The 16284-nt window shown below is 55.1% G+C and carries 10 protein-coding genes; 7 read left to right on the top strand and 3 right to left on the bottom strand.

The annotated features are described in order from the left end of the window. Window positions 1-124 precede the first annotated feature (124 nt). The 5 genes from HCZ99_RS02880 to HCZ99_RS02860 all read left to right on the top strand — a co-directional run bounded on the left by HCZ99_RS02880 (window position 125) and on the right by HCZ99_RS02860 (window position 8358). Complete coding sequence (locus HCZ99_RS02880) at window positions 125-742, top strand: TetR/AcrR family transcriptional regulator (protein WP_167445341.1); 618 nt, start codon at window positions 125-127, stop codon at window positions 740-742. A gap of 160 nt (window positions 743-902) precedes the next feature. Next, window positions 903-2066 carry an efflux RND transporter periplasmic adaptor subunit gene (locus HCZ99_RS02875; protein ID WP_167445340.1) on the top strand — a complete coding sequence of 388 codons (1164 nt, stop codon included), beginning with the start codon at window positions 903-905 and terminating at the stop codon, window positions 2064-2066. Window positions 2067-2104: 38 nt separating this feature from the next. Beyond that, entirely contained in the window at window positions 2105-5284 is a 3180-nt protein-coding gene (locus HCZ99_RS02870) for an efflux RND transporter permease subunit (protein ID WP_167445339.1), read from the top strand. A gap of 179 nt (window positions 5285-5463) precedes the next feature. Beyond that, window positions 5464-6507 carry a zinc metalloprotease HtpX gene (gene htpX / locus HCZ99_RS02865; RefSeq protein ID WP_167445338.1) on the top strand — a complete coding sequence of 348 codons (1044 nt, stop codon included), beginning with the start codon at window positions 5464-5466 and terminating at the stop codon, window positions 6505-6507. Between the two features lie 225 nt (window positions 6508-6732). Further along, the gene (locus tag HCZ99_RS02860; protein WP_167445337.1) at window positions 6733-8358 is read left to right on the top strand and encodes a hypothetical protein; all 1626 of its coding nucleotides are present in this window, start codon (window positions 6733-6735) and stop codon (window positions 8356-8358) included. A gap of 139 nt (window positions 8359-8497) precedes the next feature. Here the strand turns inward: HCZ99_RS02860 and HCZ99_RS02855 are convergent, their stop codons facing one another. Then, window positions 8498-9220, bottom strand: coding sequence for a Bax inhibitor-1/YccA family protein (locus HCZ99_RS02855; protein WP_167445336.1), 723 nt, complete (start codon window positions 9218-9220; stop codon window positions 8498-8500). A gap of 287 nt (window positions 9221-9507) precedes the next feature. On the opposite strand from HCZ99_RS02855, the gene HCZ99_RS02850 reads away from it, so the two are divergent. Both HCZ99_RS02850 and HCZ99_RS02845 read left to right on the top strand, forming a co-directional pair. After that, window positions 9508-11031, top strand: coding sequence for a hypothetical protein (locus tag HCZ99_RS02850; protein WP_254869404.1), 1524 nt, complete (start codon window positions 9508-9510; stop codon window positions 11029-11031). Between the two features lie 119 nt (window positions 11032-11150). Further along, window positions 11151-12767 (top strand): acyl-CoA synthetase, encoded by a 1617-nt coding sequence (locus tag HCZ99_RS02845; protein WP_167445335.1) that lies wholly within the window; start codon window positions 11151-11153, stop codon window positions 12765-12767. 128 nt (window positions 12768-12895) lie between these two features. Here the strand turns inward: HCZ99_RS02845 and HCZ99_RS02840 are convergent, their stop codons facing one another. Both HCZ99_RS02840 and HCZ99_RS02835 read right to left on the bottom strand, forming a co-directional pair. Beyond that, the gene (locus HCZ99_RS02840) at window positions 12896-15505 is read right to left on the bottom strand and encodes an ABC transporter permease (protein ID WP_254869403.1); all 2610 of its coding nucleotides are present in this window, start codon (window positions 15503-15505) and stop codon (window positions 12896-12898) included. Then, complete coding sequence (locus tag HCZ99_RS02835; RefSeq protein WP_167445334.1) at window positions 15502-16248, bottom strand: ABC transporter ATP-binding protein; 747 nt, start codon at window positions 16246-16248, stop codon at window positions 15502-15504. Before HCZ99_RS02835 ends, HCZ99_RS02840 begins: the two co-directional genes overlap by 4 nt. Window positions 16249-16284 lie beyond the last annotated feature (36 nt).

Below are 16284 nucleotides of genomic sequence, written 5' to 3'. Positions count from 1 at the left end.
GTTTTACTGTCACCCTACTGCCATATTTATATCATGAAATGACAATGTAACCCGGTCGTTCCATTGCTAAATACCGACCGGTTCGTATATCTACTGCCAGTAAGAAAAAAAATAGGTCAATGCTATGAGGAACGCTTCAGATACCCGGATGAATTTGCTTGAAACCGCCATGGAGTTACTGGCGACAAGCAGTTATCACGATATTGGTGTCAGCGATGTCTGCAAACATGCAGGTGTCACCAAGGGGGCGTTCTATCACCACTTCGATAGCAAGTCGGCCTTGTTTGCTGCGGCTGCCCGCCATCATTGGGAAAAGGGCAAGGATGAGTTGCGTGCAATCTTCTCGCCCGAAATGTCACCGACGGATCAGCTTTACGGCTATATCGAACTGGTCTGCGACAAACAGGAAAAGTACGCCGTTCCGGGCGAAAACGAAGTCTGTGTCTGTCCGATCTTTACTGCCGGTGGCCAGGTTGGCCCCGAAGATATCGAAATCCAGAATTGTTCACGCGAACTGGCCGAAGAACAGATCAAATATCTGGCATCCATGGTGCGCGGCCTAAAGGGCGAAGGCCTGCTGGGCAAGGATGGTGAAGTCACCACACTGGCGCGCATGATTTTCCAATATGTCCACGGACTGCTGGCATATGGCCGGGTTTTCAATGATATTGATACTGTTCGGTCTGATCTACGCGAAGGCATTTGCCGAATTCTTGATTTGCGTTGTGATTCCAAGGATTAAGCCCCTTTCTCGGGCGTGGAAACTCCATTCTGAACTTAAAATAATTTTAAATTAATCCACTTTTTTGCCTTCTTCCCCTTGCGCACATACCGATCGGTATGCATCTATGCGGTCAAACAGTCCGCCATAGGTGCGGCTCACGCTTTTGGAAGATGGAAAGATGCAGTCCCAATTAAAACGTAAATTGCTGCTGCCTGCGGCCGTTTTGGCGCTGGCAGTTGCCGCTGGCGGATACGGCCTTCATATCGCGGGCTCAGCCGCCGACGAGGTTGCGGTTCAAACCGCTCCGACGGCAATGCCGGTCTCTGTTGCCGATGTAAAAAGCAGTTCTGTCCGCCTCTGGAGCAACTTTTCCGGCCGTTTAAGCGCGGTCGAGGAAGTTCAGCTTCGCCCGCAGGTCAGCGGCGCAATCGTCAAAATCAACTTCACAGACGGTCAGCTGGTCAAACAGGGCGACATTCTTGCCGTGATTGACCCGCGCAGTTATCAGGCCGCCGTCGAAGAAGCGCGCGCAGCCCTTTCGGCTGCCCGCCAGGACCTTTCGCTGGCGGCCAAGGAAAAGAAACGTGCCGAAAAACTGGTGTCCAAGGGCACCGTTTCCAAGCGCGTTTATGACGAACGGCTCAGCACCCATCAGGTGGCGCAAAGTCAGGTCAGCCGTGCACAGGCACAGCTAGAACTGGCCGAAATCGAACTTGATCATGCCTATGTCAAAGCCCCGATTGACGGCCGTGTCAGCCGGGTCGAACTGACCGTTGGCAATCAGGTCAATGCTGGCCCAAATGCACCGGTTCTGACCACCATCGTCTCAACCGGGCAAATCTATGCCGACTTCGATCTGGATGAGCAGACCTTCTTTGCCAGCCTCGGCGAAAGCGGCAAGGTCGACGATGCTGCGCAAAGCATCCCGGTCAACATGACGCTTTCAAATGGTCGGCAAGTTTCGGGTCACGTGCACAGCTTTGATAACCGCATTGATCCGCGCACCGGCACCATTCGGACCCGTGCGATGTTTGACAATCTTGACGGCACGCTTCTGCCCGGCACCTTTGCCAGTCTGGAACTTGGCACCCTTGCCAAGAAAGACGTCATCATGATTGCCCCACAAGCAATTAGCACCGATCAGGACCGCAAATTTGTCTATGTGGTTCAACCCGATAACACGGTGGCCTATCGACAGGTCACCTTGGGGGCTGAGGTCGATGGCAAGCGGATTGTGACATCCGGACTTGAGGTTGGCGAACTTGTGATCGTCAACGGGATCATGAAAGTCCGCCCCGGTATGTCCGTTGCTCCCGAAATTCTGCAGGCCTCTGCGTCCTAACGGATGCTTTTGGGTACGCATAAGCAAGGCTGATCTTGATGCAGAACTTATCGAAATTTTTCGTGGACCGGCCGATTTTTGCCGGCGTCCTGTCCGTATTGATTCTCTTGGCAGGTCTGATTGCCATGTGGCGCCTGCCGATTTCCGAATATCCGGACGTCGTGCCGCCCTCAATTGTCGTAACCGCCAATTTTCCCGGTGCCAATCCCGCCGAGATTTCCGAAACCGTCGCTTCCCCGCTTGAAGAACAAATCAACGGGGTTGAGGGGATGCTGTATGTCAACTCGCTGGCGACAACGGATGGCAAATTATCTCTGACCGTAACATTTGAAATCGGCACCGATCCGGATCTGGCTCAGCAAAAAGTCCAGAACCGCGTGTCGCAGGCTGAACCGCGTTTGCCTGATGTCGTGCGGCAACTTGGCGTGACGGTGTCAAAACAGTCACCTGATTTGACCATGGTGGTGCATCTTCGTTCCCCCAATGACCGGTACGACGTTCTTTATATGCGCAACTATGCGACGCTACATGTGCGCGACCGTTTGGCGCGTATTCGCGGTGTTGGTCAGGTTGGGCTGTTTGGTTCGGGTGATTACGCGATGCGGGTGTGGCTCAACCCCGACAAAGTTGCCGAACGCAATCTGACCGCGGGCGAGGTGGTCTCCGCCATTCAAAGCCAGAACGTCCAGGTTGCTGCGGGCATCATCGGCGGTGCGCCCTATGACACCGGTGTGCAATTCCAGTTGCCGATTAATATCAGCGGTCGCCTCGAAACCCCTGATGAATTCAAAAACATTATCGTCAAACGCGGGGATGATGGCACGATCACGCGTCTCGGTGATGTTGCACGTGTCGAAATGCAGGCACAGCAATATGCCCTGCGGTCTTTGCTCGATAACAAAGAAGCCGTTGCGATTCCGATCTTTGCGTCACCCGGTGCAAACGCGCTTGATATTTCAAGCAACGTCCGCGCCGCCATGGAAGAACTTAAACAAAACTTCCCCGAAGACCTTGATTACAGCATCGTTTATGACCCGACGGTCTTTGTCCGAAGCTCGATCAAATCCGTGATCACGACCTTGCTGGAAGCCATCGCCCTTGTTGTTGTGGTGGTCACGATCTTCCTGCAAACATGGCGGGCGTCGATTATTCCGCTGCTGGCGGTGCCGGTGTCGATTGTCGGTACCTTCGCACTGATGTTGGTGTTTGGCTTTTCTATCAATGTGTTGTCGCTGTTTGGCTTGATCCTTGCCATCGGGATTGTGGTCGATGATGCGATTGTGGTGGTGGAAAACGTCGAACGAAACATCGAACGTGGTTTGTCGCCACGCGATGCAACGGTTGCGGCAATGCGCGAAGTCACCGGGCCGATCATTGCGACCTCGCTTGTGATCACCGGCGTGTTTGTGCCAATTGCATTTATCAGTGGCCTAACCGGCCAGTTTTATCAGCAGTTCGCCCTGACCATTGCGATTGCAACGATCATCTCGACGGTGAATTCCCTCACACTTAGTCCGGCTTTATCCGCGATTTTGTTGCGTGGCCACGATGCGCCAAAGGATTGGCTCACGCGCGGTATGGACTTTGTCTTTGGCTGGTTCTTCCGTGGCTTCAACCGGTTCTTTAACCGCAGCACGGATAAATATGCCGGTGGGGTTAAACGCCTGCTTGGTCTGAAATCGATCATGATGGTGCTTTATCTTGGCTTGCTGGCACTGACCTATCAGGGCTTCCAGATTCTGCCCAGTGGCTTTGTCCCGCTTCAGGATAAGCAATATTTGGTTGCCTTCGCCCAGCTTCCCCAAGGTGCGACATTGGACCGCACCGAAGAAGTCATGCGCGAAATGTCTGACATTGCGCTTAAGGAACCTGGTGTTGAAAGTGCACTTGCGTTCCCCGGCCTGTCGATCAATGGGTTCGTGAACAGTTCAAGTTCGGGCATCGTGTTTGTCACCTTGGATGACTTTGCGACCCGCAAAAGTGATGAGCTGTCTGGTCTGGCGCTTGCTGGGACGCTTCAACAGAAGTATGCCGGGATTGACGAGGCCTTTGTGGCGATTTTCCCCGCACCCCCGGTGCAGGGTCTTGGCACCGTTGGCGGCTTTAAGCTTCAGGTCGAAGATCGCGCCGATCAGGGCTATCGTGCCCTTGATGATGTGATGCAGCAGGTCCTGGCGAAAGCATGGGCCGCACCGGAACTGACCGGCGTGTTCACCAGTTACAACATCAACGTTCCGCAACTTCAGGCGACGCTTGATCGGACAAAGGTTCAACAGCTTGGCATTCCGGTTGATGAAGTCTTCCAAACCATGCAGGTCTATCTGGGCTCGATGTATGTCAATGACTTCAACGCCTTTGGCCGCACCTATCAGGTCATTGCACAGGCTGATAAGCCGTTCCGGTCAAGCCCCGAGGATATCTTGCGCCTGCAAACGCGCAATTCGGACGGGGAAATGGTGCCACTTGGCAGTGTTGTTTCCGTTGATGAAACGTTCGGGCCAGATACGTCCATGCGGTACAACGGGTTTCGTGCCGCAGATCTAAACGGCAGTCCGGCACCGGGCTATTCAAGTGGTCAGGCAGAAGCTGCGATGATGAAAATACTTGATGAAACCCTGCCACCCGGAATGTCGTACGAATGGACCGAACTCACCTATCAGCAGATCCTGGCGGGCGATACGGCCATGTATGTCTTCCCGATCTGTATTCTTCTGGTGTTCTTGGTTTTGGCTGCCCAATACGAAAGCCTGACCATGCCACTGGCGGTGATCATGATCGTCCCCATGAGCATCCTGTCCGCTGTCTTTGGTGTTTATCTGTTTGGTGGGGATAATAACATCTTCACCCAGATCAGTTTGTTCGTGCTTGCCGGGCTAGCGTCAAAGAACGCGATCTTGATTGTCGAGTTTGCCCGCGAACTCGAACACCAAGGCCGAACAACGCTTCAAGCCGCGATTGAGGCCAGCCGTCTGCGGCTGCGCCCGATCCTTATGACCTCACTGGCCTTTATCATGGGCGTTGTTCCGCTGGTTCTGTCCAGTGGAGCCGGGGCTGAGATGCGCCACGCAATCGGTATTGCCGTTTTCTCAGGCATGCTGGGTGTGACGATCTTTGGCCTGATCCTGACACCGGTCTTTTATGTGCTTGTGCGCATGATTGGTCGGCGCGACGAAGTCCGTTCTCTTAACGAGGCTGACCCCCATCAGTCTGCAGAGTAAACGACGTCGTTGCAAAAACAGCCGGACCGCATTTTCCCCCGACCCCGCCGGTCCGGCTGTTTTACTTTTTCTTGCACACCATAATGTGAGTTCGTTCTCACTCATTGTCGCCATCGCTTGCGTTGTCTGCGCTTCTGCCTATCTTTTGCCTAACGGAATTGTCTAAAGGGCATTTGAGCATGAATTACATCCGTACAGGTTTGTTACTTGCCGGTTTGACCGCATTGTTTGGTGTGGTCGGTATGATGATTGGTGGCCAGCAGGGCATGATCATTGCCCTGTTATTTGCCGGTGCGATGAACGTGTTTGCCTATTGGAATTCCGATGCGATGTTGCTTCGGATGCGAAGCGCACAACAGGTGGATGATCGCACCGCGCCTGAGCTGGTCTCGATCGTGCGTGAATTATCGCAAAATGCAGGTTTGCCGATGCCCAAGGTGTATGTGGTTGAAAACCCGCAGCCCAACGCATTTGCCACCGGGCGAAACCCGGAAAATGCAGCCGTGGCGGCAACCACCGGTTTGTTAAAGCTTCTGGATCGTAACGAGATCGCCGGGGTCATGGCCCACGAACTGGCACACGTTAAAAACCGTGATACCCTGACTATGACGATTACTGCCACCATCGCCGGTGCCATTTCCGCCTTGGCCAACTTTGCGATGTTTGCGGGCATTTTCGGCGGCCATCGCAGCGATAACAACAATCCGCTTGGCGGTTTGGGCATGATCTTGGTCGCCATTCTGGCACCGCTTGGCGCGATGCTGGTGCAAATGGCAATTTCGCGCACCCGCGAATATGAAGCTGACAAAATCGGTGCGGAAATTTGCCGCCATCCGATGTGGTTGGCCAGTGCGTTAAATAAGCTTGATAAAGGCGTTCACACCATCCCCAATCAGGATGCCGAACGCAATCCGGCAACCGCGCACATGTATATCGCCAACCCGCTGTCGGGAAAGGGCATGGACAGCCTGTTTGCCACCCATCCTGATATGGGCAACCGGATTGCCCGCCTGCGCGAAATGTCTGGTCAAATGTCTGGTCAAATGTCTGGTCAAATGTCTGGCCAAATGTCCGAACCAACCCATGACGGCGCACAGGGCAGGGCGCAAAGCAATGCGTCCCAGTCGGATCGGGCACAGGCGGAACGTTCTGGCCCGTGGCAGGCAAAACCGCGTGCGTCCCAACAGGAACCGCGCCGCCGCCGAAAGCGGCCTTGGGGCTAAACGCACTGCCAAATGGCCTTTAGTCTGTCCAAAATTACAATGCCATATCAGCCATTTATCGGGTTTTCTTATATAGGTGTACGGGGGTCTCTATCCTTCAGTATCGTGAAAATCTTGGTTGATTGGATTGACCCCGGTTGCCTTGCAGCGGACAATAGTCCTGCAATTACGGATCATTGTTTCTAATTGCCAATAAATAAGACGCGATAAGAGGCAAGGGAAAAAATGGCTGGTTTCTGGTCTGCTGTGGGCCTTGCGATCAAGTCATTGTTCGCAGCTCAAGGATCAAAAGGATCTTCTGCCGCCGTCGGTACGCCAGATGCGACCGCCGCTGCGCCAGAAACCGTGCACACCTATGCCATCGCCCGATTTTCAAATGCAGATACGGCGGCTGCCAACGGTGCGGATATACCGGCCGGGGCGCCGTCATCTGATGCCATTTCTGATCTTCTGGTCCGGCATCTGGGATCGGTTTCCGAAAGAAAATCTGTTCAGATTGATCATCATTTCGTACCCAACCCCGATGTTGCCGATCCTTTTGTCGCCCTGCGCGAAGCCCAACTTGGTGTTTTAAACGCTGCACACTATCGCAATGCGACGACCGCCTTTTGGGGCCGTGAAAACGGGCCAAGTGGTCAGCTTGAAATCCATTTAATCAGCGATGAATTGGCATCCCCGCTTTACGAAGTTCTGATGCCACTGACCCATTGCTTCACCGCGCCCGATCACCATGACACGGCCGAAGCCGTGCGCATTTTGCTATGTGCGGAGCTTGTCCATCAATCCCGTGGCAGTGAAAAGCGTTCTTTGCAGATGGCGCGTTTGACGTCGCATCTGGATGATTTTCAGGAACGCATTCAAAACGGTGATACCCTTGAAAAGGCCGGTACCGGTGTCGCAAGCGCCTATGCGTTTGCAGCCTATGTTTTGGCCGAAACCGGTGATCGCAGTTACTGCGCCTCGGCGATACGGGTTATGGAACCGCGCGTTCGCCAAATCCTGACGGCGGCGGGTGACGCACCTGCGGCACCGGCCCCGGTCCGGGCAAAGGCCCCATCCGGATTATTGGGCGAGGGCGTTGCACAAAAAGAAACCACCATCAAAGAAACCAGCACCGAAGACCTGATTGCCGCAATCAGCGACTTTGACAAGGTTGATTGCCCGCAAACGGCGGTTCTGGCGCTGTATGGCGGGCTGGTGAATTGGTCCTTGGTCAGCAACATGCAAAAAAGTGCGGGCACGGTTGCCGTCGCGCTGTGGAAGTTCCTTGTCCGGCGCTTTGAACTAAGCGGTGGCTCTGCCGCCGACTGTGCCGCGGCCCTTTGTCGATTGGGCGAAGCATTGGTTGCCTATGCCAAGGAAATCGAAAAAGCCAAACTGTCTGATATGGGCGCTTCCCAATTCCGCCGTGCAATCGGCATGATCAATAGCAGCCTGCATGCGCCGCTTTATGCGGTGGCCGCCTATGGTTTGGGGGAATCCCTGGTCGCATCGGCCTTGATCAATGATGTTCATATTCCTGATGAACAAGTCATTCCGGTGTTTCAGGCATCGCTTAAGGTCTGTAATCGCCGTGAACAGCCCTATATTTGGGGCCGTACCATGTTTGCCCTTGCCACGGTGCAGCTAACAAACGGCAGCAACGGCAAGGATGAAAAACTGATCGGCCATGCCCGTGTCAGCTTTTCCCACGCCTATCATGCCTTCATGGATGCCGGGGCAAAGGGTGCTGCACGCGCTGCATCGGGCGGCTATGCGCGCTCTGAAAACATGCTCTCGCAAATTAGCCATCGCAAGGCGGTGATAAGTGCGACAGGCGGCGAGACCAAGCAAGAACCCGCGGCGTCCTGATCGCCAAGCTTAGCCAACATCTTCCTGCCTTCTGCCGCCATTGACGTTGATCGCGTCTGGCGTTTCGGATTGAGCAGATAAAAGAAAACCCCGCAGCCGAAGCTGCGGGGTTTTTGACTGCGAATGCGCGGGGCGCATCCTAATCCCGGCTTGCGCCGAAGAACTGCAGCAACATGATAAACAGGTTCACGAAGTCCAGATACAGACGCAGGGCACCAAACAGGGCTTTCTTGCCCGAAGTCGCTACGTCGTCCTGTTCGTGATACTCTTCCTTGATGCGCTGGGTGTCATACGCGGTAAGACCGGTAAAGATCAGTACACCAGCTGCTGAAATCACGAACTGCAGCATGCCGCTGCCAAGGAAGATGTTCACAACGCTGGCAATGATGATGCCGATCAGGCCCATGAACAGGAAGCTACCCCAACCCGACAGGTCTTTCTTGGTGGTATAGCCATAAAGGCTCATCGCACCAAAGGTACCTGCGGTGATGAAGAAGGTCCGGGCAATCGATTCACCGGTATACACCAAGAAGATCGACGCCAGTGACAGCCCCATCAGGGCGGCATAAACCCAGAACGTCGCCTGTGCTGCGCCAAAGCTCATTTTATGGATGCGCGCGCTCAGGAAGAAGACAAGTCCGATCGGGGCCAGCATGACAACCCAGTGCAAACCCGTACCGAAAATTGCCTGCATCAGGGTTGGGCTGGTGGACACTGCCATCGCGACCACACCAGTCAAAGCCAGTGCGGATGCCATGTAGTTATAAACACGCAGCATATAGGCGCGGAGACCTGCATCGATCTCGGCCGCCGACTGGCCAACCGAGACGTCATAGCCGCGTTGACGCGTTTCAAAAGCCATTGAAATCCCTCTTTGATCCAATTGTGTGCAGAATGCTTTATAGACTTCTGCGATGGTTAAAATATGGCAGAATTTCCGTGAAAAGCAACGGTTCCGCCAAGTTGCGGCCCTTGTGGGAAAGTCAGATGTGACCTTGTTCACTTCGCGCTAATGCGCGACATCGCCGCCAAAAAGCGCTAATATGCGCCAAAGCAGGGGATAACCGCGCGTGACCGCAATATTTTAAGGCAAAACCTGCCATGCCCGCACCCAACAGGATTAAAAAAAATAAGACATCCCAAATCGTTATGCCCAAACCCCTTTGGGGGCGTTTGGCGGGATTTGGTGTGGTTGGTCTTGCGAGTCTGATGGTCTTTGCTGCTGCCATTCCAATGGTTGCCGTGGCACAGAATGCCAATCTATCGGCGGCACCTGATGCAAAAACCGTCCCGGTCTTTACCGATCGCTATCCCGAAACGGAATTTTGTGCGGATCCCGATCTGGCGGCACCCTGCTTGGTTGCGCCGGTCGATGTGCCGGAATTTGACGCCAGTTTTGTCTATCGCTTTCTCGCTTACGAGGCACAGCGCCCCTTTGACCGGTTTTCGTGGCAGTCCTTTGTCGCCGTAACCGCCCCTGATCCTGATCGGGCTGGGCGTGCGCGCTGGGAAACATTCCCAACAAGTCGCGATCTGTTTGCCGAGGTTGCCATGCCCAACCCGGCTTGCCGCGATGGATTGCCCGACGGTGCCCTTTTGCTGGCAAGTCATGTGCAATCAAGCGGCGATATGCTGGTCGATCAGGCCGGGAATTTCATTTTATATGAAACCCGGATCAATCCGGTGGCGGCTGATTATATTCGCAAGAACCGCCTTAATCACGAAGATGGCCGGTTGGATTTTGCCAGTGCGGGCATGACGGTTGACTTCCCGATGGGCCGCAGCCCCGAAACCCGCGTGATCGGGGCCGCGAAACCCACGGCCTCCGTCATCACCGCCTCGGGCGCGGGCGAAACACCCAACGCGCCAACCAAGGCCCTTCTGGGTGATGGGCAGCTCGGCAGGGTAATGGGCGCGCAGCTTTTGAAATTTGCCTGGCGTATCCTGCCAGAAGAACCCGCTTCTGATAATTACTTTACACGGCCGGCACGCATTGCACTTGATGGGGATGTCACGCTGAATGGCAAGCCGACCTGTCTTGATGTCACGGTTGGGCTGGTTGGCATGCATTTGGTGGAGCGTGTCACCAGCGGCAATGGCGATCGTTGGATTTGGTCCAGCTTTGAACATACCGGCACCGCCCCACTTGCCGCCAATGCCCGCCGCCCCAACAGCATCATCACCGATACGCCCTTTGCCGATGGTTGCTTGGCCCCTGATCCATCGACTTTGGAGGCTCCCACCGATGGGTTTGTGTTTTATGGTGGGCATACAAAGCCCGGAAAACCTGCCAATCAATCCATTCAAACCGACCTTCGCTGGGCCGATAACGCGCCCTATGCCCGCAATATCTCTGGCGATCCGATCAACCCGCCCGATATCGTGCGCTGCTGGCGCTTGTTTTCCGGCACGGCTGAGGCGAATTTTGTCTGGCAAAACAAATTGGCCGGCACGGTTTGGCAAAATTACATGTTGCTTGGCACGCAATGGATCGGCAACCCGGGCGGTGCGCCATTTGGGGTTGGCGAAGTCCCCCGTTTCTTAAGCAACCTTGCCCTTGAAAGCTTCATTCAGCATCAAAGCGATGCCTCCTGTCTTGGCTGTCACGCGACGGCGACGACAGATGCCGGGCAGGATGCGAATTTCACGTTCCTTTTGGACCCGGTTCGCTGACATATCTGGTCGGATAGGATGCTACTCCGACCTTCCAATTGGCGCAGATTGGTTCTAGCATGCTGACAAAATTTACCGCAGCGAAAAACAAAAAACAGCGGTAGATACAGGGAGGAAACATGCTGGTCTGTCGTGATGATTACGCGACGGTGCGTTCGGACTTTGTCTGGGACGTGCCGACTTATTTCAACATTGGTGTCGATGTTTGCGACAAATGGGCCGATGACCCGGATCGGCTGGCGTTAATGTACCGTCGGCGCGATGGTTCGCGCCGCGATTACACCTTTGCCCAAATCAAACGGCTTTCAAATCGCTTTGCCAACGTTATGCGCCGCCATGGGATACGCCGCGGTGACCGGGTGGGGATATTGCTGCCCCAAAGTCCAGAAACCGCCATTTCCCATGTTGCCGCCTATAAAATGGGCTGCATTGCCGTGCCGCTATTTACCTTGTTTGGGGTCGATGCACTGGAATATCGGTTGGGCAACTGTGCGGCCAAGGCACTTGTGACCGACCGCGAAGGGGCGGCGAAAATTGCCGAAATTCGCGATCTTTTACCGGCCCTTGAATATGTTTATGTGATTGATGGCGCGCCCGATGATTGCTTTGATTTCAAGGCGCTCTCGGCTGAAGAAGCCGATGATTTCACGCCGGTCAAAACGCGCGCCGATGAACCGGCCCTGATCATTTATACATCGGGCACCACCGGCCAACCCAAAGGGGCGCTTCACGCGCATCGGGTGTTGCTGGGCCATTTGCCCGGCGTTGAAATGTCGCATGATTTCTTTCCCAAGGATGGCGATGTCATGTGGACGCCCGCCGATTGGGCATGGATTGGTGGATTGCTCGATGTGTTATTGCCCGCGTGGCATCACGGAATTGCGGTGGTGGCCCACCGATTTGAAAAATTCACCCCCGAGGCCGCCTTTGAACTGATTGCTGATTATGGGGTGCGCAACACGTTCCTGCCGCCAACCGCGTTAAAGATGATGCGTGCGGCCGGGGATGATGTGGCGCAGAAATTTGACTGTAACTTGCGCTCCATCGCCAGTGGCGGCGAAACCCTTGGCGCGGAATTGCTTGATTGGGGGCGTCGGGTCTTTGGGGTCACGATCAATGAGTTTTATGGTCAGACCGAATGCAACATGGTCGTCAGTTCCTGCCAATCAATCATGGATTCTAAGCCGGGGGTGATGGGGCGACCGGTTCCGGGGCACGATGTTGCGGTGATTGATCTTGATGGCAATGTGTTGGCCGCTGGTGACATGGGCCGCATTGCGGTGCGCGCGCCCGATCCGGTGATGTTTTTGGAATATTGGCGTAATCCCGATGCCACCCGCGACAAATATATCGGTGAATGGCTTCTGACGGGCGACATGGGCTGTGTCGACGAAGATGGCTATATCCATTTTGTCGGACGCGATGATGACGTGATCAGTTCGGCCGGGTACCGCATTGGTCCGGGCGAAATCGAAGATTGCCTGATTGCCCATCCCGCCGTGCGCATGGCGGGTGTCATAGGCAAACCCGATCCCCAACGCGGGCAGATCGTTAAGGCCTTTGTCATCTTGGCCGATGGCTTTGATCAAAGTGACGCGCTCGAAGGCGATATCAAGCAGTTTGTGAAAACCCGCTTGGCCGCCCACGAATACCCGCGCGAAATTGCTTTTCTGGATGAACTTCCCATGACCACAACCGGCAAGGTGGTCCGCCGGGCCTTGCGCGATTTGGCGTAATCATGCGCCATTGATGGCTTAAACGACAAAGGGCCGGTCAGTAATATGACCGGCCCTAAGTTTGTTTTGGAAGCGTATCGCATCAGGTCAGCGCCATACAGCGCTATTCAGGACCACTCAGCGCCATCCTACTCGTTGCGCAACAACGGTGCTGCCGGGCTGCGCAATGCCTGCCACGTGCCGACAAACCCGGCTGACAGGGTGGCAAACAGGCCAATGGCAATCGGCCCCAGAATGGTGGCGGGCAACAGCGTCCAAGACGCCCCCATCACCAGGACAAGCACCGACCACGCGGCAAGTGACCCAACCAGTGCCGCCAGCACCCCGGTCGCAAAGCCAAGAATGCCGTACTCAAGTGCATAGGCATAAAGGATATTGGCCCGCGTTGCGCCCAGCGTTTTAAGGACGACGGCATCATAAATGCGTTTGCGCCGCCCGGCGGCAACCGCACCGGCCAACACCAACACCCCAGCAACAATCGCAATCATACTCGTGGCATTAAGGGCCGTACCAATCCCCGCCAAGATGGCGTTGGCCGCCTCAAGCGCCTCGCGTACCCGAATGGCCGAAACGTTCGGGAAATCCAGCCCGATCATGCGATCAACCGGTCCTTCCATTTCGCGTGGCATATGGGCCGTCGCAATCAGGCTATAGGGCGCCTTGTCGATCAAGCCCGGTGAGAACACCATGGCGAAATTCATACGCAGGCTTTGCCATTCGATTTCGCGCCAATTGGCGATTTCTGCGGTGATGTCACGCCCCAGAATATTGACGGTCAATGTGTCACCGGGCTGAAGGTCAAAGGCCCGACCAATATCCGCACTGATCGACACCAGCGGCTTTGACGCGTCATCATAATCAGACGGCCACCATTGCCCCTGCACCAGCTTGGTTTCTGGCGGCGGTGATGCCGCAAAGGTCAGGCCACGATCCCCGCGCAGGAACCAACGGTCTTCCCCCGGTCCGACATCTTCGGATTTAACCCCATCAACCGCTGTGACACGTCCACGCAACATCGGCGTTTGTTCGATATCCGAAACATTATCCTCGGCCAAAAGCTGGTCACGGAACGCATCCATTTGATCCGGGCGGATATCAAGGAAGAAGAACGCCGGGGCAGAGTCCGGCAGGTTTTCATTGATCTCGTTATCAAGGTTGCCCTCAATCCCGGAAATCGTCACCAGCAATGTCAAACCAAGGCCAAGCGACAGCGCCACGGGCACCGTGCTCGCACCGGGCCGATGCAGGTTGGTCAGGGCCAAGCGTGAAAACGCATTGCGTCCGCCGGTAAAACGTTTCGATAAAGATACAATTGCCCGACCGGCATAGGTGAAAATCACAATCGCCGCTGCCGATCCGCCGATAAAGCCAAGTGCGATGGTTTTATCCGTCGCGGTCACCACGGTTAACACCAGCAAAAGAACCAGCGGCAACCCGATATAGGGCAGGTCACGTTTGCGCACCGGGCTTCCGCCCAGCAATCCTGCACTGGCCCGAAACAGGCGGGCGGCGGGAATTTCACGGGCGCGCAACAATGATGGCAGGGCAAAGACCAGGGTGGTCAAAATGCCAAAGCTTGTCGCAATCAACAGCGACGGCAATGCCGGGCCCAATGTCACATCAATCGGCAGGCGCCCGGCCAAAACCGGTGCAATCAGTGCCGGGGTTACCGCGCCAATCACAAGGCCGATGGTAATGCCAATGATCGCTAGAACAAGGATTTGCAGGAAGTAAATCCGCAAGACCAATCCGTGGGATGCACCAACCGATTTCAACGTGGCGATCACGGATGTTTTGCTTTCGATATGGCTGCGCACTGCATTGGCAACACCAATCCCGCCCACCAACAGGGCGGACAACCCAACAAGGGTCAGGAACAGCGTCAATCGTTCGATAAACCGCTTCAAACCCGGATTGGCATTGGCCGTATCACGCACGCGCCAGCTCGCATCTTCAAACCGCTCATCAAGCCGTTCGCGAAAGGCGGTCGGGGTTTCGTTGCCCTTCAAATCCAAAGCGTAATAATAGCGGATCAGACTGCCGGGCTGCACCAATCCGGTCTGCATCAGTGCGTCTTTGGACACCATCAAACGCGGCCCGAAATTAAAGAACCCAACCGCTTTATCTGGCTCGGTCGTGATGACGCCGCGAATTTGCACATCAATATCGCCAAGCTTAACCGTATCGCCAATCTTGATATTCAGCCGTTCCAAAAGCCCGGCTTCGCTGACAGCCCCCCACGTGCCGTCTTTTTGATCAAGGATCCCGTCAAACGGAATGTCATCGGCAAGCTTCATCTCGCCAAACAGCGGATAGGCATCATCAACCGCCTTAAGCTCCACCAACCGGCGCTGATCCGGGCCATAGGCGGTGGTGCGCATGGTGGCAAGTTGCCCAACCCGTTCGGTATTGTCGTTAAGCCATTGAATTTGCTCAGCTGTCGCATCCATATTGGTCAGGCGCAGCTCAACATCGCCACCCAAAAGCTTCCGCCCGTCACGTTCAAGCGCCGAAAGAACGGATTCCGAAACGTTTCCGACGGATGCAATCGCACCAACGCCAAGGGCCAGACAGGCCAGGAAAATCCAAAAGCCCGAAAGTCCGCCGCGCAGTTCGCGTCGGCACACCCGCCACGCAATCGACCACAGGCGGTCGGCACCATCTGTACCGTTGGCCGCACCCATATTGATCGGAGTGTCGCTTGATGCGCCGTTGGATGGGGTTATTTTGTCGCTCATGAATGATCTTCCTGCTGCGAAACGATTTCCCCATCACGCAGCATGATGGTCCGATCACATCGCTCGGCAAGGCTCGGATCATGGGTAATCAACAACAATGTTGATCCCTTGTCCTTGGCCAAATCAAACAGCAATTCAATGATGGTTTCGCCCGTGGTGCCGTCAAGGTTACCGGTCGGCTCATCGGCCAAAAGCAATTCCGGATCGGTCGCCAGCGCGCGCGCCAAGGCAACACGTTGTTGCTCACCCCCCGAAAGCTGGCCTGGATAATGGCCAAGACGATGGCCAAGGCCAACAGCCTTAAGTTCTTGTTCTGCTTTCTCAAATGCGTCTTTGCGCCCGGCAAATTCCATCGGCAGCGCAACGTTTTCAAGTGCGCTCATCGTCGGGATCAGGTGGAAGTCCTGAAACACGATGCCAACATGATGACGGCGATAAAGGGCAAGCCCATCTTCATTCAGTGCACGCAGATCATTGCCACAGACCGAAACAACGCCTTCTTGCGCCTGTTCCAACCCGGCAATCACCATCAAAAGCGATGTTTTGCCTGACCCGGATGGCCCCACAAGACTAACGCGTTCACCCGCATTGATCGAAATGTCGATGCCCTTAAGGATTTCAACAATCCCCGCCGGGCCTTCAAGGCGCAGTTTCAGGTTCTGCACATCGACGGTTTTCACCGCGCCGGGCGCGGACGTGGGGGCATTTTCATCTGGGATCGGCGCGGTTTTCGTAACACTCATCTGGGGTCCAATCGGGCTTAATCCATTGCAAGAACA

The organism is Thalassospira lucentensis, from assembly GCF_011806425.1.
Taxonomy (GTDB): Bacteria; Pseudomonadota; Alphaproteobacteria; order Rhodospirillales; family Thalassospiraceae; genus Thalassospira; species Thalassospira lucentensis_B.
This window is presented reverse-complemented; position numbering and strand designations above follow the sequence as displayed.

Excerpts from the sequence above, each read along its gene's own strand:
- HCZ99_RS02880 (WP_167445341.1), top strand. The coding sequence starts at position 125 with ATGAGGAACGCTTCAGATACCCGGATGAATTTGCTTGAAACCGCCATG.
- HCZ99_RS02875 (WP_167445340.1), top strand. The coding sequence starts at position 903 with ATGCAGTCCCAATTAAAACGTAAATTGCTGCTGCCTGCGGCCGTTTTG.
- HCZ99_RS02870 (WP_167445339.1), top strand. The coding sequence starts at position 2,105 with ATGCAGAACTTATCGAAATTTTTCGTGGACCGGCCGATTTTTGCCGGC.
- htpX (WP_167445338.1), top strand. The coding sequence starts at position 5,464 with ATGAATTACATCCGTACAGGTTTGTTACTTGCCGGTTTGACCGCATTG.
- HCZ99_RS02860 (WP_167445337.1), top strand. The coding sequence starts at position 6,733 with ATGGCTGGTTTCTGGTCTGCTGTGGGCCTTGCGATCAAGTCATTGTTC.
- HCZ99_RS02855 (WP_167445336.1), bottom strand. The coding sequence starts at position 9,220 with ATGGCTTTTGAAACGCGTCAACGCGGCTATGACGTCTCGGTTGGCCAG.
- HCZ99_RS02850 (WP_254869404.1), top strand. The coding sequence starts at position 9,508 with ATGCCCAAACCCCTTTGGGGGCGTTTGGCGGGATTTGGTGTGGTTGGT.
- HCZ99_RS02845 (WP_167445335.1), top strand. The coding sequence starts at position 11,151 with ATGCTGGTCTGTCGTGATGATTACGCGACGGTGCGTTCGGACTTTGTC.
- HCZ99_RS02840 (WP_254869403.1), bottom strand. The coding sequence starts at position 15,505 with ATGAGCGACAAAATAACCCCATCCAACGGCGCATCAAGCGACACTCCG.
- HCZ99_RS02835 (WP_167445334.1), bottom strand. The coding sequence starts at position 16,248 with ATGAGTGTTACGAAAACCGCGCCGATCCCAGATGAAAATGCCCCCACG.